Source organism: Streptomyces sp. NPDC033178, assembly GCF_055577685.1.
On the sequence record NZ_JBVIPT010000019.1, the window covers coordinates 125,695 to 145,764 of the forward strand.

The following is a 20,070-nucleotide window of genomic DNA, read 5'->3' on the forward strand; positions in this document are numbered from 1 at the left end:
CTGGTCGGTGAAGTGAGGTGCACACGGGAAGAATCCGTGTGCACGGGTGTCGACGCCCGTCCCGGTCGTGGGCTGCCACCGGGTGGTCGGTCCGGCGGCGGTCGGTGCGACACCAAGAGCATCAGCCGTCACTCGGGGCCTGCGCAACAGACAGCGCCGGGTCCGCGACGGTGGAACCATCCCAGGCCATCTGACGTGCAGGTACATGGAGTGCCTGGGATGCCCTCCCGGGACGGAACCGCCCCTTCGACCACGGGGCCACGACGAGAAGCACGGGGGCACGGTGTCGACTCGGGACGACGACGTCGAGGAGTTCGCGGCACTGCTGAGGCGTCTGAAGGCGCGCACGGACCGCAGTTACGGCGCCCTCGCACGCCGGGTGAACATGAACACCTCGACGCTGCACCGCTACTGCGCCGGTGACGCGGTGCCGCTCGACTTCGCCCCCGTGGAGCGGTTCGCCGCACTGTGCGGGGCGACACCGGCCGAGCGGCTCGAACTCCACCGCCTCTGGATCCTGGCGGTGGCGGCACGACAGCGGCCGCGGGGGTCGGGGGCGCAGGAGAGTGCGGATCCGGCTCCAACTCCGGCTTCGGCTTCAGCTCCGGCTCCGGTCGCCGACGCAGCGGGCTCCGGGCCCGAGGAAAGCGACGAGTTGGAGTCAGAGTCTTCGGACGCGGACGCGGACGCGGACACGGAGGCGGAGGCCGACCCCGTATCGAGCGTGCCGACCGTTTCCAGTTCCTCCGGCGGTTCGGGTCCGCGCCCCCGCCGGGCCTGGTACCGGCGGCGGGTCGCGGTCACCGCCGCCGTGGTGACCGTGCTGCTCGTCACGCTGGGCAGCCTGTCCGCCCTGTCCGACGACCGCCGGTCCGACGACGCCTCCCGGAACGTCGGCCCGAGCGAGGGCCCGACCTCGACGACGGCCACCGGCGACCCGCGTGACCGCCGGTCCACGAGCCCGTCGCCCAAGGTCTCCGGACCGTCGTCGTCCTCACCGTCGGCCGGAGGCAAGGGAAAGGCGTCCACACCCCCCGGCAAGGACGGCGAGCCGTCGGCGAACGCCGGCCGGCCGAACGGTTCCGGTTCCACCGGCCTCCCGCTGACCTGGACCGCGAACTCGCACGGCTGGACGTTCGACTGCGGCCACGAGTACGTCGTCGACAGGAAGCCGGAGCAGGTACCACCGCCTCCGATCACACAGGACGCCGCGAGGTGGGCGGCCAGCCAGAACGCGGTGCACGGGCGCGAGACGATCGTGAAGATCTCGGTCCAGGGAAAGTCGTCCACCGCCGTCGTCCTGGAGGCCCTCCGGGTACGGGTCGTCGGGCGCTCGACCCAACTGCGGGGTGCCGGCTACTCCATGGACGAGGGCTGCGGAGGCGCGATCACCCCGCGCTCCTTCGCCGTCGACCTGGACAAGGACCGGCCCATCGCACGCGCGGTCCCGGGCGGTGACGTCGACGGGACGATCCCTGCGATGCGTATGCCCTACCGGGTGTCCGCCGAGGACCCGGAGGTGCTGCTCGTCAACGCACGGACGAATTCCTGCGACTGCCGCTGGTACCTGGAACTCGACTGGTCGTCCCAGGGACGCACCGGCACGATCCGAATCGACGATCACGGCAAGCCGTTCCGTACCAGCGGCGTCGAGGGTCTCCCGCGCTACTGGTACGGCTCGGTCGGTTCGGACCGCCAGTGGGTCCCCCGCACCGACTGAGCCACGGCGTCCCGAAGATGCGTCCCGAGGAGGCTTCTTCCTGAGGCGGTGTCCTGAGGGGGTGTCCTGAGGCGGCTGCCTACGGTCGCGGCACGTTGCGCAGGTTGGAGCGGGCCATCTGCAGCATCCGGCCCACTCCCCCGTCCAGCACGATCTTCGACGCCGACAGCGCGAACCCGGTCACCATCTCCGCGCTGATCTTCGGCGGGATCGACAGGGCGTTCGGGTCGGTGACGATGTCGACGAGCGCCGGGCCCTTGTGCCGGAAGGCGTCCTTCAGCGCGCCCGCGAGCTGCTTGGGCTTCTCGACCCGTACACCGTAGGCACCGCAGGCGCGGGCGACGGCGGCGAAGTCGGGGTTCTTGTTGGAGGTCCCGTACGAGGGAAGGCCGGCGACCAGCATCTCCAACTCGACCATGCCCAGGGAGGAGTTGTTGAAGAGGACGACCTTCACCGGCAGGTCGTACTGGACGAGGGTGAGGAAGTCGCCCATCAGCATGGAGAATCCGCCGTCGCCCGACATCGAGACGACCTGGCGTCCGCGGTCGGTGAACTGCGCGCCGATGGCCTGCGGCAACGCGTTCGCCATCGAGCCGTGCGAGAAGGAACCGATGATGCGGCGGCGGCCGTTGGGCGAGATGTAGCGGGCCGCCCATACGTTGCACATGCCGGTGTCGACCGTGAACACGGCGTCCTCGTCGGCGAGTTCGTCGAGGACGGAGGCGACATACTCGGGGTGGACCGGGACGTGCTTCTCGACCTTGCGCGTGTACGCCTTCACGACGCCTTCGAGCGCGTCGGCGTGCTTCTTCAGCATCTTGTCGAGGAAGCGGCGGTTGCTCTTGGGGCTCACCTTGGGGGTGAGACAGCGCAGGGTCTCCTTCACATCGCCCCACACCGCGAGGTCCAACTTGGAGCGCCTGCCCAGGCGTTCGGGCCGTACGTCGACCTGGGCGATCTTGACGTCGTCGGGCAGGAAGGCGTTGTACGGGAAGTCCGTCCCGAGCAGGATCAGCAGGTCGCACTCGTGGGTGGCCTCGTAGGCGGCGCCGTACCCGAGGAGTCCGCTCATGCCCACGTCGTACGGGTTGTCGTACTGGATCCATTCCTTGCCGCGCAGGGCGTGCCCCACCGGGGACTTGATCTTCTCGGCGAACTGCATGACCTCGGCGTGCGCGCCCGCGGTGCCGCTGCCGCAGAAGAGGGTGACCTTGTCGGCCTCGTCGATCATCGCGGCGAGCTTGTCGATCTCGGTGTCGCCGGGTCGGACGCTGGGGCGGGAGGTGACGAGAGCGGTCTCGACGGGTTTGTCGGGGGCGGGCTGGTCGGCGATGTCGCCCGGCAGCGTCACGACACTCACGCCGCTCTGTCCGACCGCGTGCTGGATGGCGGTCTGGAGCAGCCGGGGCATCTGCTTCGGGTTGGAGATCATCTCGCTGTAGTGGCTGCACTCGCGGAACAGCTGGTCGGGATGGGTCTCCTGGAAGTACCCGAGGCCGATCTCGCTGGAGGGGATGTGCGAGGCGAGGGCGAGGACCGGGGCCATGGAGCGGTGGGCGTCGTAGAGGCCGTTGATGAGGTGCAGGTTGCCCGGCCCGCAGGAGCCTGCGCAGGCGGCGAGCCGGCCCGCGATCTGGGCCTCCGCTCCCGCCGCGAAGGCGGCCGTCTCCTCGTGGCGGACGTGGATCCAGTCGATGGCCGAGTTGCGTCGGATGGCGTCGACCACCGGGTTGAGGCTGTCGCCCACGACTCCGTACAGGCGTTTGACGCCCGCGCGGACGAGGATGTCGACGAACTGCTCGGCGACGTTCTGCTTGGCCATGAGTCACGCGCCCCTCAGCTGTCTTCAGCTAGCTGTTCTTCAGCTGTCTTTCGCTGTCACAGGTGCCCTTTCATGTCCCATGAATTCACAGCGGGCGCGGTTACGCCTCCCAAACGGCTGCGGCTGTCCTGTCGTCGGCGTACCCCTTGACCCGTACCAGGGTGTCCGCGAGGAACGCCGCGAGGCCGGGCGGATCACCGTCCGACCAGCGGGAGGTGAGGTGTTCGGCCAGGCCGGGTTCGCCGCGCAGGGGTTCGGCGAGACCGCTGGTGCACAGCAGGAGGGTGTCGCCCGGGCGGGCGACGGAGGCCCGGAAGCGGAACGGGTCGCGGGGCGGCGGCTCTGGGGCGGGTTCGTACGGGCTCGGGGGTGTGGTGATGCCGAGGTCCATGGTGAGCCGGTCCCCGTCGGGGGTCTCGTGCGGCAGCGATCCGAAGCCGACGACGGCCTCGCCGGTGGTGTCGGCGACGTGCGGCTCGATGTCCTGCCACTCGCCGTCGCGCAGCCGGAAGAGGCCGCCCGCTCCGACGCCGAAGAAGACGCGCGTACGGCATTCGGGGTCCCCGGGGAGGAGGAGGCAGCGCAGACTCGCGGTGTACTCCTCCGGTTCGATGCCCTGCTCGGCGGCGCTGGCCCGCAGTTTGCCGAGGCTGCGGTCGGTGAGCCGGTGCAGTCCCGACTTGAGGTCGCCGCGCCGGGCGGCCCTGATGTCCTCCGCCAGGCGCGCGTGGCTGCGGCCGACGGCCCGCCCGATCCACTGGCACGCCTCGGCGGCGGCCCGGTGCGCGCCGGGGGTGGCACGGGCCCCGGTCGCCATCGCGACCAGCACGAGGGCGCCGTCCCCGACGCCGAAGCGGGCGGTGAGCAGGGAGTCCCTGCGCGGCTCGCCCCGATAGCGCGCCGAGTCCCCCCGCACGGACACGGCCCGCAGAGTGGACGTCCCGTACGCCGCCCCGTCCAGCACGGTGTCCGCCACGAGATCGTCGAGGTCGTCCGCGTCGGCGGGAGGCAGGGCGGTCGGCTCGGCGTCGTAGGTGGGCGGTCCGGAACCGACGTAGTCGACGGGGCTGGGGAGGTTGGGGGCTTGCACGGGCGCCTGTACGGGGTCCTGGTCCGAGGGGGTGCCGGACGGGGCGTCGGCGAGGGTGGCGGGCGGGGCGTACGGGGAGGCGTCGGCGGGCGGCAGTGATGCGTCGGAGGGGGGCGGCGATGCGCCCGAGGGGGCTCGTGACGCGGGCGTCCCGGCGCCGGGCGCCTCCGTGGACGTACCACTGCGGGGCACCGAGGCGTGGAACCCCGATGGCGGGGAGTCCGGCGGCTGAGGGCCCACTGGTCGGAACACGGGCGGCTGAGAGTCCGGCGGCGGCTGGGAGTCCGGCGGCTGAGGCGCCACTGGTCGGAACACGGGCGGCTGGGAGTCCGGTGGGAAGGAGGCCGGGCCGGGTGGTTCGGCGGGCGGGGCCTCCCAGGGCGCCCGCTGCCGCTGGAGTCCGCTGCGCCGCAGCGGGTCGGTCTCCGGCCCGCCCGGCCGGAGTGCCTCTCCGCCGGTCTCCGGTTCGCCACCGGGCGCGGGCCCGCGCGGGGCACCTGCCCACGGTCCGTGAGCCGCACGTCCGGGCGTGGGGCCGGCGGCGGCAGCCGGCCCATCGACCGTGGGCCCGCCAGCAGCGGACCCATTGGGCACAGGTCCCCCGGGCACAGGTCCCCCGGGCGCGGGCCTGTTGGGCGCGGATCCGCCGGGTGCGGGCCCTCCAGGCGCAGGGCCGCCAGGTGGTGGCCCTGCGGGGGCAGGCCCCGCAGGAGACGGCCCGGCCGTTGCTTCCGGTTGGCGTTCGCTCGGGCCCCAGCCGGCCACCGGCCAGCCCGTGCCGAAGCCGGTGACCGCGGGGCCGTCGGCGACGAGGCCGTCGGCCGTGGGTCCGCGGTCGGCAGGGGCGTCGCTCGCCGGATCGGTCGGTTCCGAGCCGCTGCCGAGGCGGCGGCGTTCGGTCGGTGTTCGGGTGCGGGGCGGTGGGATCGCCGGGCCCGTGACGGGCGTGGGCGGGGGCGCGTCGGCCGGGGCGCCCAGGGTGTCCGACGCCGAGGCGAAGCGGTCGTCGAGGGAGTCGGCCGCGGCCGCGGGCCCCGTGTCCCCCGTGGAGTCGTCGTACAGCTGCCCCCACCAGTCGTCCTCTTGACCGGTGGGCTTCTCCCCCTGCTGGCTCATGCCCCTAATTGTCCACCGCGGAGGCCGGATGAAAACGGTGCATCCGGAAAAACCGGCCACGGGGTTGGGCGTCGAACGGCGATACGAAACCGCCGGGCGATCCCACCCCCCACGGGAGAACCGCCCGGCGGCGCCGGTGTGACCGCGGGCCCCGGCGCACGCCGTACGCCCGGGTCACCGTCTGAACGGCCGGGTTCCCCAGTTCTCCTGGGAGTCACCCGGTTCGGCCCTGAGTGTGACGCGCCTCGCTGAGGGACAGCTGTGCCCGGCGGCCGCGGCCCGTTCGCCGCCCCGCCCACCCACCGCGTACTCGGCCCGACCGGTCCGTGGCGGGTCCTCGCCACGGCCCGCGCGTCATGCTGCGGTGGCGCCACCTTGGCAGAGAGACGCAGGGTACGGGGATGATGTGCCGAGGCGGTTTTACGCCGTGGCCGTTTTCCGCCACGGCCGGGTCTTCGGGGAGGGGCGTCGCCGCATGCCGGGAGCGACAGGTCTGACAGCGATAGGGCTGGACGAGACACACGAGTCTGCCTACCGGGCACTGGTGTCCGTGGGCGCCGCCGACGTGCCCGATCTCGCCCGGCGGCTCACGCTCGGCGAGCACGACACCGAGCGCGCGCTGCGCCGGCTGGAACGGCACGGGCTGGCCGCCCAGTCGTCGGCCCGGCCGGGCCGTTGGGTCGCGGCGCCGCCCGGCGTCGCAATCGGCGCGCTGCTCACCCAGCGGCGCCACGAGCTGGACCAGGCGGAACTGGCGGCCGCCCTGCTCGCCGAGGAGTACCGCGCCCGGGCCGTCGAGCCCGCCGCGCACGACCTGGTCGAGGTGGTGACCGGCGCGGCCGCGGTAGCCCAGCGGTTCCTGCAGCTCCAGCTCGGCGCGAGCGAGGAGGTGTGCGCCCTGGTCACCGGGAACCCGGTCGTCGTCTCCGGCACCGACAACGACGCGGAGGAGCAGGCCGCCGACCGCGGCGTCCGCTACCGCGTGGTCGTCGAGCGGTCGGTGCTGCACCTGCCGAACGGCATCGCCGAGTTGTCCGCCGCACTCGGCCGCGACGAGCAGGTACGGGTCGTGGACACGGTGCCGACCAAGCTGGTGATCGCCGACCGCGCCCTCGCCATGGTGCCGCTGACCTCGCGGACCCTGGAGCCGGCGGCCCTCGTGGTCCACGCGAGCGGGCTGCTGGAATCGCTGTCGGGCCTGTTCGAGTCGGTGTGGCGGGACGCGCTGCCGCTGCGTCTGGGCGCGCCCGACGCGGTCACGGAGGAGGAGCGGGACGGGCCGGACGGCACCGACCTGGAGATCCTCTCCCTGCTCCTGGCCGGACTGACCGACGCGAGCGTCGCCAAGCAGCTCGACCTGGGCCTGCGGACCGTGCAGCGCCGGGTCAAGCGCCTGATGGAGCTGACGGGCGTGACGACCCGGCTCCAGCTGGGCTGGCACACGTACGAGAAGGGCTGGGTGGCCCGGGAGCGACAGGACTGACCTGCGGTTTCGCCCGTTCTCCCGCACTCTGGACAGATGGGAGCGTGGGAACTCCTGCTGGTCGGGGTGGTGCTGCTGCTCGGCCTGAGCGGAGTGCTGGTACCCGGCGCGCCGGGGTCGTGGCTGGTGTGGGCCGCGGTCCTGTGGTGGGCGTTCGAGGATCCGCAGGCGCTCTCGTGGGCCGTGCTCGTGGGCGCCACGGCCGTCCTGTTCCTCGCCCAGGTGATCCGCTGGCGGCTGCCGCCGCGCAGGCTGCGCGCGAGCGGCGCCACCCCGCGCATGGCGGCGTACGCGGGTGTCGGGGCCCTGCTCGGCTTCTTTCTCCTGCCCGTACTGGGCGCGATACCCGGCTATCTCGGCGGCGCCTATCTCGCCGAGCGGCTGCGGCTCGGCGGACACGGGGAGGCGAAGGCGTCGGTCCGCTCGGTGATGCGGGCGGGCGGGACCAGCGTGCTGGTGGAGCTGTTCGCCTGCCTGCTGATCACGGGGGCGTGGCTGGGAGCTGTGATCTGGGGACCGTGATCCCGCGCCGCATACTCCACCCACACGCTCCACACATCGGATCTCTCCCTTCATATTGACGCCATCTCGCACCTTCTCTACGTTGCGCCTTGGGATAGCTCCGATGAATCTCCGGAGCGCACGCAGTGGAACGAGCCGCCAGGAGGCGCGATGCCCAGCCCGTCCAGACGAACCGTGCTCGCCACCGGATCCGCCCTCGGCGGGACACTTCTCGCCACCGGCCTCCCGGCGCAGGCGAGCGCGGCCGACCATGGAAGCGCCCCCGACGCCTCGTACGTCCCCTCCACCTCCTCCGACCCCTGGCGAACCGTCCTCGACGACGCCGACCTGGTCTGGGAGCGGCTGCCGAAGACCTGGTACGAGGGCCCGTACCTGGGCAACGGCTTCCTGGGCTCCGGGATCTACGCCGAACCGGGCCGGGAGACCGAGGCCGTCCGCTTCAACATCCAGCACTCCGAAGTGCAGGACCACCGCCCGCAGTTCGGCTCCCTCTTCGGGCTCGCGCGGCTGCCGATCGGCCACTTCACCCTGGAGCCGGTGGGCGCGATCACCGGCCTCGACTGGCGACTCGGCCTGCGCGACGCCGAGTTGACCGGCACGCTCACCACGGACCGCGGCACCCTCACCATCCGCGCCCTGATCCACACCACCCGCTCCGTGCTCGCCGTCGAGGTGACCCCGAGCAAGGGCGAGCGCGAGTTCCGGTGGGTGTTCCACCCGGCGGACGCCATCAGCCCCCGTGCCGCGTTCAAGCCGGTCCCGGCGGGATACGCGGGCAACCCGCCCGCCGAGATCGAGGAGCACGACGGCGTGTCCGCGGCCGTTCAACCGCTCCTCTCCGGCGGCCAGCACGTCACCGCATGGCGGGAGCGGACGCTGGGCTCCCGGCGGACCCTGTATGTCAACGTCGCGCACTCCTACCCGAAGTCGACGGCGCTGCGGCAGGCCCTGGCCACCGTCCGCACGACCGCACTCCTGCCGTACGACGCACTGGCGTTGACGCATCGCGCCTGGTGGCACGCCTTCTACCGCAAGAGCTTCCTCTCCCTCCCGGACGCGCGCATCCAGCGCTTCTACTGGATCCAGCTCTACAAGACGGCGTCCGCGGCCCGTCGTGACGCCCCCGCGATGGCCACGAGCGGCCCCTGGCTTGAGCCCACGCCGTGGCCCGCGACCTGGTGGAACCTGAACGTGCAGCTGGAGTACTGGCTGATCCACGGCTCCAACCACCTCGAACTCGACGCCGTGACACGGTCGTTGAGCGAGTTCCGCGACCACCTCAAGGCCGAGATGGCGCCCGCCTACCGCGGCGACTCGCTGGGCATTCCGCGCACCACCGACGCCTCGCTGGTCAATGGCGGCGCGACGGACCCCGTACTCGGATACGGCGTCGGCATCCCCGGCCAGGACCCGCCGACCCCCGAGGTCGGCAACCTCACCTGGGCCCTGCACAACGTCTGGCTCAGCTACCGCCACACCATGGACAGGTCGATCCTCCGGGACGTCCTGTTCCCGCTCCTGCGCAAGGCGGTCAACTACTACCTGCACTTCCTGGAGCCGGGCGCGGACGGCAAGTTGCACCTCCCGGCGACCTTCTCACCCGAGTACGGCGGCAACTCGCGGGACTGCAACTACGACCTGATGCTGCTGACCTGGGGCTGCCGCACCCTCCTCGAATCCGCCGAACTCCTCGGCATCGACGACACGTTGGCGCCCCGCTGGCGCGAGGTCCTGGCCAGACGGGCCGCCTACCCCACCGACACGAACGGCTTCATGATCGGTGCGGACATCCCCTTCGCGAAGTCGCACCGCCACTACTCCCACCTCCTGGCCGTCTACCCGCTGTACGAGCTGACGGGCGACACCCCGGACGAAAAGGCCCTGATCGAGAAGTCGTTGGCCCACTGGGTCGGCTTCGAGGGCGCGCTCCAGGGCTACACGTTCACGGGCGCGGCCTCGATGTCGGCGCTGCTCGGCAAGGGCGAGGACGCGCTGTCGTACCTGGGCCAGCTGATGACCCGCTTCATCCAGCCCAACACCATGTACAAGGAGTCGGGCCCGGTCATCGAGACCCCGCTGTCCGCCGCCCAGTCGGTCCACGACATGATCTGCCAGTCCTGGGGCGACGTCATCCGCGTCTTCCCGGCCTTGCCCGCCGCCTGGGCCGATCTGACGGTGCACGACTTCCGTACCCAGGGGGCCTTCCTGCTCAGCGCGGTGCGGAAGGGCGGGAGGACCCGCTGGGTGCGGCTGGTCAGCGAGGCGGGCGCCCCCTGTGTCGTACGGCATGGGATGGCCGGCGCGATCGAGGTGCGGGACGGGCGTGGACGGCCGCTGCGGTTCAAGGACGTGGGTGACGGAGCGATTCAAGTCACCCTGCGCAAGGGCGAGTCGGCGCTCATCACCGTCAAGGGCGACCGGCCGGACCTGCGCATCGCGCCCGTCGAGCCGAACGAGGAAGCCCCGCGGTGGGGCCTGCCCGCCGCCCCGTGAACTACCCCGCCAGGGCCTTCAGGTCGATGCTGTCGGCGAGGGCCCGCATGCCCGCGTCGTTGAAGTGGAGGTGGTCGCCGGGATCGTAGGCGGCCAGCATGCGGGACGGCCGGGACGGGTCGCGGACTACGGCGTCGAAGTCCGCGACCGCGTCGAACAGTCCCCCGGTACGGATGATTCGGTTGACCTCCTGCCGTACGCGCTCACGTTTGTCCGTGTATCCGCCGTAGCCGCCGAACGGGGTGAGCGTGGCCCCTACGACCCGGATGCCTCGGGCGTGGGCGCGCCGCACGATCTCGCGGTACGCGGCACCGAGGGCGGCCGGGTCGGTCTGGTTCGGCGCGCTCTTGATGTCGTTGATGCCCTCCATCACGATCAGCGTGCGCACGCCGGTGCGGGAGAGGACGTCGGCGTCGAAGCGGGCCAGGGCGCTGGGCCCACGGCCTTCGAGCAGCAGCCGGTTCCCGGCGACTCCCGCGTTCAGGACGCCCTGTTGCCGGCGCGCGGGCAGAGCACGGATGCGCTCGGCGAGGCGGTCGGGCCAGCGCCTGTTGGCACTCGGTGTCGAACCGGAGCCGTCGGTGAGCGAGTCCCCGAGCGCGACCACGCTTCCCGCGGCCTCCGCCCGCCGTACGTCGACGCCGGTCACGTAGTACCAGGAGCGTGTGGTCGCCGTGAACGCCGTACCCCTCACGTCGGCGACCCGATTGCCTTTCGGGGCGACGAAGTTGGTCTGCAGGGCGTCTCGGTGGTACGTGGCCGGGCCCGAGTCCCCGGGTGTGTGGAGGGTGACGAGGAGATTGGTGGCTGCCGGGACAGCCAGCGTCACGGAGTCGCTCACCGCGTCCCTGCCCACCGGCACGGTGACCCGCTTCCGCCCGCCGAACGTGAGCGTACGCATCGTGCCGGGGAGGGCGTCCGGGCTCTTGGGGGCGTTGCGCGCCTGCCGGGCGAGGGTGGCTCCGCCGAGGGCCAGCGGCAGGGTGCCGAGACGGTTCGAGATCCGTACGCGGACTGCCGTACCGCCGACGCTCGTGTGCACGACGTTACGGATCGAGGCGCCGGGGAGGGCGGCCGCGGTACCGGAGGCGGAGCCTTCCCAGGTGCCGGTCCAGTGAGCGGGGGCGGTCCGCGCGGGAGTGGTCCACGCGGGAGCGGTCCGCGCGACGGGCTCCCGGCCGCCGTGGGCGACTCCCGTACCCATCAGCGTGAGTGTCAGCACTCCGGCCACGGCAACCAGCGTCTGTCTGACCATGCGTCACTGCCTTCCGCCGACGGAGCCCGGCCAGGTGCGGGTCTCCGGACCTAGGGCCAGGATCCGATGCGGAGGACACGAAATCCGTGTTTGGCTGCAGCTATGACCGCATTCAGTGAAGCCGAACGGGTGTACCTAAAGTCCCAGCGACTGGGCCGGCTGGCCACCGTCGATCAGCATGGGCAGCCGCAGGCCAACCCCGTGGGCTTCTTTCCGCAGGACGACGGCACGATCCTCGTTGGCGGATACGCCATGGGCACCACCAAGAAGTGGCGCAACCTCCAGAAGAACCCCAAGGTCGCCCTCGTCATCGACGACATCGTCAGCCTCCGCCCCTGGAAGGTGCGCGGCGTGGACATCCGGGGCGAGGCCGAACTCCTCACCGGGCCCCATGAGATGGGCCCGCACTTCAGCGAGGAACTGATCCGCATCCACCCTCGGCGGATCCACAGCTGGGGCCTGGAGGAGGATTAGGGCGGGTCGTCATCGGCCTTCCAGCCTCAGCAGCTGGAGCTTCCGCTCCAGTCCGCCCGCGTAGCCGGTGAGCGACCCGTCGGCGCCGATCACCCGATGGCACGGCCGGACGATCAGCAGTGGGTTGGCACCGATCGCGCCTCCGACGGCCCGCACGGCTACGCGCGACGTGCCGATCCGCGCGGCGATCTCTCCGTACGTGGTGGTCGCCCCGTAGGGGACGGAGTCGAGGGCGTCCCAGACCTGCTCCCGGAATTTCGTGCCGCTCGCTCTCAACTCCAGCTGGAACTCCTTGAGTTCACCGGCGAAGTAGGCGGCGAGCTGCTCTCGGGCGTCCCCGAAGAGCTCGGGCGCGGGCCGCCAGTCCGGCTGGACGGTGCGGCCGCCCTTCTGCCCGGGGACCGAGAGGGAGGTCAGGGCCCCTGACTCGTCTGCGGTGAGGAGGAGTTGGCCGACAGGGCTGTCGAGCTCGGCGTAGTGGACGTTCGTCATCGTCGGTGTTCTTCCAGCTCGCTCGTGGTCATGGGTTCTGTCCGGTCGGCCGCTCTCAAGTGACGCAGGGCGTAGGAGCGCCAGGGGCGCCAGGCGTCGGGGACGTCCTCGTCCGGTGGTGCCACGTCGGGGTCTCCCAGGGCACGGGTGCGGATGACTGCCACGGTCCGTGGATCCATGCCGGGCAGGGCGAGCAGCGTGGCTTGTGCCTCCTCGCGGTCGGCACCCGGGTCCAGCCTCAGGCTGCCGTCGGCGAGCGCTGTGGCGAGGGCGCCCAGCGTGCCGCCCGTCTCGGCCAGTGCGGCCGGCTCGGGAAAGACATGCGTGAGCGTTCCGCAGGGCGCGTCCAGCAGTTTGCCGTACGCCCGCACGAGGCGCTCTGCCTCGTCCCGTCCGACCAGGGCCCGTACGGCCAGCTCCTCCGGGTCGGCGGCCCCGGGCGAACGCAGCCCGGGCCTGGCCGCCACCAGCGGTGCCAGTCGCTCGTCTGCTCCCAGCCGCTCGTCCACGGCGTACGGGTCGGAATCCAGGTCCAGGAGTCGCCTCAGCCGCTGCACAGCTGTGGTGAGATCGCGCAGGTCGGTGAGGTGCAGCCTGGCGTCGAGCCAGCCGCCCGCGTGGGCGGCGGTCCCGGACAGTCGCTCGCCCACGGCGACAATGCCGGTGCCGTACGGCAGCCGCAGGGTCCGTCGATAGGTACGGGAGCCCGCACCGCCGGTCACCTCTTCAACACCGGCGACGGCCTCGGTGGCCAGCAGGTCGAAGACCTCACCGGCCCGGTAGGGGGCGCGGTGGGCCAGACGCAACGGGATCCCCGCCGACGGAGTGGCCGCACGACGCGAGGCTGCGCCTCGGCGGGGTGCGGCGGCGCGCAGTTCGGTCGGTGTCGAGGCGTACACAGTCCGGATCGTGTCGTTGAACTGCCGCACGCTCGCGAACCCGGCCGCGAACGCGATCTCCGTGATCGGCAGCTCCGTGGTCTGCAGCAGCACCCTCGCGGTGTGGGCCCGCTGGGCCCGTGCCAGGGCCCCCGGGCCTGCGCCCACCTCCGCGGTGAGCTGCCGCTGCACCTGGCGGGCGCTGTAGCCGAGCCGCCCGGCCAGTCCGGCGACTCCCTCGCGGTCCACGACCCCGTCGCCGATCATCCGCATCGCGCGGCCCACGACGTCCGCGCGTACGTTCCACTCGGCGGAACCCGGCGCGGCGTCGGGGCGGCACCTGCGGCACGCCCGGAACCCGGAACTCTGCGCGGCGGCGGCCGTCGCGTAGAACCGGACGTTCTCCCGCTTCGGCGTCACCGCGGGGCAGCTCGGCCTGCAGTAGATCCCCGTCGTCTCCACCGCGAAGAAGAACTCCCCGTCGAACCGGGCGTCCCTGCTCCGCACCGCTCCATACCTGGTCTCTTCGTCAATCACCCCTCCAGTCTGCGTCGCCGTCGAGCACCCGGCTGGCGGAAATCGGACGTGACGCTCGCCGTCGGTGGGTGGGTGGTGGGGCGGGGCCGTGCCGGTATGTCACGTTCGCGACTGCGGGGCATACTGCCCTGAGTTTCATGGGTGGGCGTTTCCAGCGGGAGCCGTATGTCGCGAACGTTGACATACCGGCACGGCCCCGCCCCGCTCGCGTCGGCGGCTTGCAGACCGGTGGGGGGCCGGGAGCGATCGCGCCGCCGTGCGGTCCGAGGGGTGTCCTGCGGCGGCGGATTGCGCGTCCACCACACCGGCCCCCTTCGATCTACGCTCACGCAGTCGCGCCAGACCGAGGACGGATCCTCCCCCGCGGCCCCGTCCCCCATGGGCGAGGAGCCGCCGCGCGACCGCGATCCGCGGACGACCGGCGGCCCACCACCCCCTCAGGGGCACGGGGGACTGCGCAACCAGCCCCGCACGCGTCCGCGGACGAAAATCAGCGCTCCCGAACCCCCCGCTTCGCCTCCATCGCGGCCCGGCCCTCCGCGCCCCGCCGCTTCCATTCCTTCCGGAGTTCTGCTCGGACCCTCGCGTCCGTCTTGGCCACGATCCGCTGGTTCTCCCGGAGCAGTTTCCGGTAGCTCTCCAGCCGCCGCTCGGGCAGTACGCCGGAGTCCGCGGCAGCGAGCACCGCGCAGCCGGGCTCGGCCTCGTGGGCGCAGTCCTGGAATCGGCAGGAGGCGGCGAGCTCCTCGATCTCGGAGAACACCTGGCCGACGCCGGTCTCGGCGTCGAAGAGTCCGACCCCGCGCAGTCCTGGTGTGTCGATCAGTACGCCCCCGCCGGGGAGTACGAGCAGGTTTCGGGTCGTGGTCGTGTGGCGGCCCTTGCCGTCCACGTCACGTGCCGCCTGGACGGCCATCACGTCCTCGCCGAGGAGCGCGTTCGCGAGCGTCGACTTGCCGGCACCCGACTGTCCGAGGAGCACGGACGTCCCGCCGGACACTACGGCGCCCAGGACGTCGAGGCCGTCGCCGTAGGTGGAACTGACGGCCAGCACCTGTACGCCCGGTGCCGTCGTCTCGACGTCCTGGACCAGGTAGGACAGGCCCAGCTCGTCCGGTACCAGGTCCGCCTTGGTGAGTACGACCAGGGGCTGTGCGCCGGATTCCCAGGCCAGCGCCAGGAACCGTTCGATGCGGCCGAGGTCGAGTTCCACCGCCAGGGACACCGCGATGATCGCGAAGTCGACGTTGGCGGCGAGGATCTGTCCTTCCGAGCGTTTTGAGGAGGTCGACCGGACGAAGGCGGTACGGCGCGGCAGCAGCGTCCGCACGTAGCGCGGATCACTGCCTTCGGGGTCGACGGCGGCCCAGTCCCCCGTGCACACGACCTTCATCGGGTCACGAGGGACGACGAACTCGGTGTCGGCACGCACGGTGCCGAGCGGGGTGATGACGTCGCACAGGCCCCGATCGACCCGTACGACACGGCCGGGCAGGAGGCCCTGCTCGGCATGGTGAGCGAACTCGGCTTCCCAACCCTCGTCCCAGCCGTAGGGGGAGAGAGGGTGCGGGGAAGTCGAAAGAGAAGAGAGATTCAAGGGAAGCCCTTCACAAGGCGGCCCCGGCCCGCGCAAACGTGCGCTGGGAGAAAGGTCAGCCGGAGGCCACGGAGGTGGAGTGGATGATCTTCTGGTTGCGGACAGCGCCCATCGCAGAAACACCCATCGGTCACACCTCCCGTTCCTCACTCGGCCGACAGCGGCAGCCAACGGCCGCCGCTCGAAGCGATCCTCACCCTAGAAGTGCGTGTCCTTCGGCGCCACCCAATATCCGGCAGTCCATCGAGGTCCGCCGCTCGGGCCTCGTCGAATAGCGGCCCATGATCATGGCATCCGAGTGTCAGCGGCGTCGGTGCCCAGCATCAGATGTGGCTCGCGTACGCCCGCCAGCCGGGCGAAGCTCAGGACGTACTCCTTGGTGGTGGCCTGCAACTGGCGCAGTTCCCGGCGGCATTCCATCGCCTGCGGCCAGTCGGACTCGTCCAGTTCGGGGTGGGCGGTCTCGAACTCCCGCAGCCGGGGGTGCCACTTGGACAGGAACGGCCTCAACTGCTGGTTGAGCAGATTCACCGCCAGGTACTCGACCGTGACGCCCTCCCCGTGCGCGGTTGGCCGGGCGGCCTTGAGGATGTCCCGGGTCGTGGCGAACAGTCCGTACAGCGAGTCGAGTGCCTCGCGCAGGAAACCCTCGTCGTCGCCGAGGCGTTGGGTGGAGATGCGGGTGACCGACTCGACGAAGAGCTGCCAGGAGACGGCCCGGGTGTGGTCGTTGACGACGAAGGTCAGCTCGCTCAGTTGCGGCACGGTGATCCGCACCTCGGTGAGACTGGCCGTCCTGCGGTAGAGGTCCGCCCCCAACAGGGCCAGGGCGCCCAGCACGGCGCCGACGGCGCCGAACGCGAAGAGGCCTCCGACGCTCCGCAGTCCGTACAGAGCCACTCCGACGAGACCACCCCCGACGACCGCGACGAGGACACGCACCGCGCGACTACCAGAGAACCCGAAGATCACTCCGGAAGTGTAGTCGCGAAGTGGCATGTTCCCCAGGGGGGTTGACGCCTCTCGGGGCTGGGTGACGTCGATGCGGACACCGGCCTGCGAGGATGAGGCATGGTGACTTCCCTTCCTCCTGGCACGCTCAAGGGCCGCACGCTGGCCGTGTCGGTCTCGCAGAGTTCCGACCTGGCGCGCCTCGGACTGAGCGATGAACATCTGCGGCTGACACTCGGCGAGATCACCCGGCTCGTCCTGGGTGCGGGCGGACACCTCGCCTACGGCGGGCACCTCGGCCCCGGTGGCTATACCTCGGCGCTCACCGCCGAGGCCGCTCGGCAGGGCCGCCGTGATCATCCGGTTCTGGTGTGCCTGGCCTGGCCGGAGCATCGCAGGCTGCGCCTGTCGGAACTGCGGACCCGGCTGGATCTCGGCCCGGTCGGCCGCGTCGTCTGCCTCGATCCGGCCGGTGGTGAGACCGACCCGGCCGCCGAGCGCGGGGAGCCCGCCGAGACGGTGGATCCCGACGTGGCCCGTGCTTCGCTCACCGCCATGCGCCGCTACCTGCGGGCCCACACCGACGGTCGGTTCCTCGTCGGCGGACGGCGCGCGGGCTTCCAGGGCGAACTCCCGGGTCTGCTGGAGGAGGCCCTCCTCTCGCTGGCCCCCGGGGATCCCCAGCCTCTCTATCTGGCGGCTGGTTTCGGCGGCGTGACCGTCGACATCGTGCGCGCCCTCGGGATCGACGACTGCGCCTGGCTCCCCGACGATCCGGACGCGGTCCCGGACGACCCCCGGCTGCTCACGGGACTGGAGCGGCTGCGCGCCCACGCGAAGGCACCGGGGTTGTCCAACGGGCTGACGCGGGAGGAGAACCGGAGCCTGGCCGTCTCCCGCTCCCCCGGCGAGATCTCCGAACTGGTCACCTTGGGGCTGGGCCGCCTGGCGAGCTGACGACACCACGGGGCGTCACGGCGCCGCCGGGCCCTTTTTCAGGTACGACAGCAGGCGGTCGAAGTCACCGTCCCCCGTCGCGGGGTCGATCCGGTACACGGAAACGGAGGCGGAGCCGGGGAAGGTGGGCAGGTCGGCCACGGTGAACCTCGGGAAGACGATCCGCAGGAAGCGCTTCTGCCAGGTGCCCCAGTTCTCATAGACCTCGTCGAGCATGTAACCGGCCTCCCACGTCGCGCCCCGGCCTGTCCCCGGCTGCTCCTCGTGCTCGACCCGGCGCTTGTACGCGGGGGAAGCCACCGTCAGCATGTAGTCCGCCGCCTTCATCTCGTCGTGCATCCAGCGCAGCCAGTTCTGCGGTTCGTCATCCACGTACTGGTCGAACCGCACGTTGATGCCCCCGCGCTTCAATAAGTCGGCCAGGGCCCTGACCTCCTTGTCGTGCTCGGGGTCCGTCTCGTCGTGCGCGTACGAGATCAGTGCGCGCGGCGCTGGTACCGGGGCCGAGGGCTTGGCCGGCTGGGGAACGATCGGCTTGGACATTGCGGATCCTGTGGGTCGGGGCCTTGGCAAGGCCAGGTTCGGCGGGGGCACTTCGTCGGGCGCCAGTGCCTGGAGGGGGGCGGCCAGTCCGGCGCCGACCCGGCCGGCCAGCTGTCGCAGGACGTAGCGGTAGACGGGCGAGTCCGGGCTCTGCTCGCGTACGACCTTGTACAGGCCGTCCTTGTTGTAGTCGGCCATCACATCCCCGGCGATCATGCGCGGCCAGGGCACACCGGGCCGGGGACTGGCGGCGGTCCGCCAGCGGACCAGCACCCGCGTCGGCAGACAGGCCTGGCGTCGTTGGGCGGGAACGCGGCCCAGCCGGTACTCGAACAGCTGCCAGTCGCCGAGACAACCGTGGTCCTCGAAGTAGTCGGACGACCACAGCATGACGAACACACCTGCCCCGGCGACGAGTTGTCGACGTTCCTCGGTCGGCACGGTGGGATCGCACGTCCGGGCGTCGACCTTCCGGCCGAGTTGCCGGGTCACCTCCTCCGTCAGGTCGTCGTGGAAACGCGCCGCATACGAGGGATTCTCGGCTTCGGCGTAACTCGTGACGAAGTAGCTTGCCATGGACAACCCCCTTCACTCCCCTTTGTCCCGCGCACCCCCGTTTACGCCTGGGAGCCGCGAATGTTGGCCAATTGACACCTCACCCGGAGGCAAGGGCCGTCCCTAAACTGAATGGGGGACTCTCATCACCAAGTTGCCGATCAGTTCGGTGAGGGATGCGCTTGCCCCCCATCGGGACAGACGGGGGCAGAGATTGAAGAGTTCACGGAACCTTCCTCCAGCGAAACCGGCTTCGGTTTCACCCGCTCAGCCTTCGCCCGCCAGGGCGCTCACTGACGGTACGTCACTCGCGGTCCGGCCGCACCGGTGGGAAGGCCCCACTTTCCAGGAAAACTGCCCCCCGGCCGGGCATTGGCCAATGCCTCACGTATCCGTGACGCGAGACAGGCGCGCAACACTGACAGCATTCGACCAATTCGTTGTCAAGCTGCACAGCCGATGCAATCTCGCATGCGACTACTGCTACGTTTTCGAATTGCGGGACACCGGTTGGCGCGGGCGCCCTCGTACGATGCCGGCGGCCGTTCGGGACCGGGTGGTGCACCGGATATCAGAGCATGTGCGCCTGCACGGTCTGAGCCGGATCAGGGTGATCCTGCACGGCGGCGAACCGCTGCTGGCCGGCCCCGCGGTGATCGACGAGTTCGCCGCTTCGGTGCGCCGGATCGCCGGATCGACCAGCGCCTGCGTGGAGTTGGCCGTCCAGACGAACGGCACCCTGCTCACCGACGCCATGCTGGAGGTGCTGCTGCGGCACGACATAAGCGTCGGCATCAGTCTTGACGGCGACGAGCGGGCCCACGACCGCCACCGGGGCCGGCGCGGCACCAACGGCGGTGCACGGCACGGCAGTCACGCCCAGGTGGCCGCGGCCCTCGCGCGGCTCGACACCCCGCGCCACAGGCGGCTGTTCGGCGGCCTGCTGTGCACGGTGGATCTCACCAACCCGCCCGGGGAGACCTACGAGGCGCTGGTCGCCCACCGCCCGCCGTCCGTCGACTTCCTTCTGCCCCACGGGACTTGGGACGCCCCGCCGTCCGGCGCCGGGGGCACGCGGGCGCCGTACGGCGACTGGCTGTGCGAGGTGTTCGACCGCTGGGAGGACAGTGGACGTCCGGTGCGGGTGCGGCTGTTCGAGTCGGTCATCGGCATGTGCCGGGACCAGACCGGCAGCAGCGCCGAGGCGCTGGGCCCCCTACCTGCCGCCGTCGCCGTGGTGGAGACGGACGGAGCGCTCGTGTGGGCGGACTCGCTCAACGCCGTCGCCGACGGCGCCTCACACACGGGTGCGAACATACTCAGCCATTCCTTCGACGGCGTACTGGAACTGCCCGACGCCCCGGAGCACGGCATCGGCTCCCTGTGCGCCACCTGCCGGTCATGTTCCCTGGTGGAGATCTGCGGCGGCGGACTCCGCACTCACCGCTATGGCAGGGGACAGGAATTTGCCAATCCGTCGGTGTACTGTCTGGACCTCACTCGGCTCATCCAGCACATCGATCGCCGAACAGCACCGGTGAACCGAGCCTGAACAGGCGCCCGAAATCGAGTGCCGACCAGTACA

15 protein-coding genes are annotated in these 20,070 nt (G+C 71.2%); 7 read left to right on the forward strand and 8 right to left on the reverse strand.

The features are described from left to right. Window positions 1-283 precede the first annotated feature (283 nt). Window positions 284-1,720, forward strand: coding sequence for a helix-turn-helix domain-containing protein (locus ACZ5VQ_RS37905; protein WP_469108942.1), 1,437 nt, complete (start codon window positions 284-286; stop codon window positions 1,718-1,720). Window positions 1,721-1,799: 79 nt separating this feature from the next. Here ACZ5VQ_RS37905 and ACZ5VQ_RS37910 read toward each other — a convergent pair whose 3' ends face one another. Next, window positions 1,800-3,542, reverse strand: coding sequence for a pyruvate dehydrogenase (locus tag ACZ5VQ_RS37910; protein WP_469108943.1), 1,743 nt, complete (start codon window positions 3,540-3,542; stop codon window positions 1,800-1,802). Window positions 3,543-3,642: 100 nt separating this feature from the next. After that, window positions 3,643-5,748 carry a protein phosphatase 2C domain-containing protein gene (locus ACZ5VQ_RS37915; RefSeq protein ID WP_469108944.1) on the reverse strand — a complete coding sequence of 702 codons (2,106 nt, stop codon included), beginning with the start codon at window positions 5,746-5,748 and terminating at the stop codon, window positions 3,643-3,645. Window positions 5,749-6,223: 475 nt separating this feature from the next. Between ACZ5VQ_RS37915 and ACZ5VQ_RS37920 the strand changes: the two genes are divergently transcribed. The 3 genes from ACZ5VQ_RS37920 to ACZ5VQ_RS37930 all read left to right on the forward strand — a co-directional run bounded on the left by ACZ5VQ_RS37920 (window position 6,224) and on the right by ACZ5VQ_RS37930 (window position 10,246). Continuing rightward, a complete protein-coding gene (locus ACZ5VQ_RS37920; protein ID WP_469108945.1) occupies window positions 6,224-7,231 on the forward strand; it encodes a helix-turn-helix domain-containing protein in 1,008 nt (335 codons plus the stop codon). 36 nt (window positions 7,232-7,267) lie between these two features. Continuing rightward, on the forward strand, window positions 7,268-7,753 hold the full coding sequence (locus ACZ5VQ_RS37925) for a DUF456 domain-containing protein (protein WP_469108946.1): 486 nt from the start codon (window positions 7,268-7,270) through the stop codon (window positions 7,751-7,753). Between the two features lie 150 nt (window positions 7,754-7,903). After that, window positions 7,904-10,246, forward strand: a complete 2,343-nt coding sequence (locus tag ACZ5VQ_RS37930) for a glycosyl hydrolase family 95 catalytic domain-containing protein (RefSeq protein WP_469108947.1) — start codon at window positions 7,904-7,906, stop codon at window positions 10,244-10,246. A gap of 1 nt (window position 10,247) precedes the next feature. Here ACZ5VQ_RS37930 and ACZ5VQ_RS37935 read toward each other — a convergent pair whose 3' ends face one another. Beyond that, window positions 10,248-11,501, reverse strand: a complete 1,254-nt coding sequence (locus ACZ5VQ_RS37935; protein ID WP_469108948.1) for an SGNH/GDSL hydrolase family protein — start codon at window positions 11,499-11,501, stop codon at window positions 10,248-10,250. 102 nt (window positions 11,502-11,603) lie between these two features. On the opposite strand from ACZ5VQ_RS37935, the gene ACZ5VQ_RS37940 reads away from it, so the two are divergent. Further along, on the forward strand, window positions 11,604-11,975 hold the full coding sequence (locus tag ACZ5VQ_RS37940; RefSeq protein WP_469108949.1) for a PPOX class F420-dependent oxidoreductase: 372 nt from the start codon (window positions 11,604-11,606) through the stop codon (window positions 11,973-11,975). A 9-nt stretch (window positions 11,976-11,984) separates the two neighbouring features. Here ACZ5VQ_RS37940 and ACZ5VQ_RS37945 read toward each other — a convergent pair whose 3' ends face one another. The 4 genes from ACZ5VQ_RS37945 to ACZ5VQ_RS37960 all read right to left on the reverse strand — a co-directional run bounded on the left by ACZ5VQ_RS37945 (window position 11,985) and on the right by ACZ5VQ_RS37960 (window position 16,451). Beyond that, window positions 11,985-12,467 carry a methylated-DNA--[protein]-cysteine S-methyltransferase gene (locus ACZ5VQ_RS37945; protein WP_469108950.1) on the reverse strand — a complete coding sequence of 161 codons (483 nt, stop codon included), beginning with the start codon at window positions 12,465-12,467 and terminating at the stop codon, window positions 11,985-11,987. Next, window positions 12,464-13,879 carry a DNA-3-methyladenine glycosylase 2 family protein gene (locus tag ACZ5VQ_RS37950; protein WP_469109028.1) on the reverse strand — a complete coding sequence of 472 codons (1,416 nt, stop codon included), beginning with the start codon at window positions 13,877-13,879 and terminating at the stop codon, window positions 12,464-12,466. Before ACZ5VQ_RS37950 ends, ACZ5VQ_RS37945 begins: the two co-directional genes overlap by 4 nt. A 493-nt stretch (window positions 13,880-14,372) precedes the next feature. After that, window positions 14,373-15,479: a ribosome small subunit-dependent GTPase A gene (gene rsgA / locus ACZ5VQ_RS37955; protein WP_469108951.1), complete on the reverse strand. Its 1,107-nt coding sequence runs from the start codon at window positions 15,477-15,479 to the stop codon at window positions 14,373-14,375. 285 nt (window positions 15,480-15,764) lie between these two features. Continuing rightward, on the reverse strand, window positions 15,765-16,451 hold the full coding sequence (locus tag ACZ5VQ_RS37960) for a hypothetical protein (RefSeq protein ID WP_469108952.1): 687 nt from the start codon (window positions 16,449-16,451) through the stop codon (window positions 15,765-15,767). A 99-nt stretch (window positions 16,452-16,550) separates the two neighbouring features. Here ACZ5VQ_RS37960 and ACZ5VQ_RS37965 point away from each other — a divergent pair, with 99 nt between their 5' ends. Beyond that, window positions 16,551-17,387, forward strand: coding sequence for a hypothetical protein (locus ACZ5VQ_RS37965; RefSeq protein ID WP_469108953.1), 837 nt, complete (start codon window positions 16,551-16,553; stop codon window positions 17,385-17,387). Window positions 17,388-17,402: 15 nt separating this feature from the next. Here ACZ5VQ_RS37965 and ACZ5VQ_RS37970 read toward each other — a convergent pair whose 3' ends face one another. After that, the gene (locus ACZ5VQ_RS37970) at window positions 17,403-18,506 is read right to left on the reverse strand and encodes a TIR domain-containing protein (RefSeq protein WP_469108954.1); all 1,104 of its coding nucleotides are present in this window, start codon (window positions 18,504-18,506) and stop codon (window positions 17,403-17,405) included. 358 nt (window positions 18,507-18,864) lie between these two features. Here ACZ5VQ_RS37970 and ACZ5VQ_RS37975 point away from each other — a divergent pair, with 358 nt between their 5' ends. Beyond that, window positions 18,865-20,037 carry an FxsB family cyclophane-forming radical SAM/SPASM peptide maturase gene (locus tag ACZ5VQ_RS37975; protein ID WP_469108955.1) on the forward strand — a complete coding sequence of 391 codons (1,173 nt, stop codon included), beginning with the start codon at window positions 18,865-18,867 and terminating at the stop codon, window positions 20,035-20,037. Window positions 20,038-20,070: the final 33 nt, after the last annotated feature.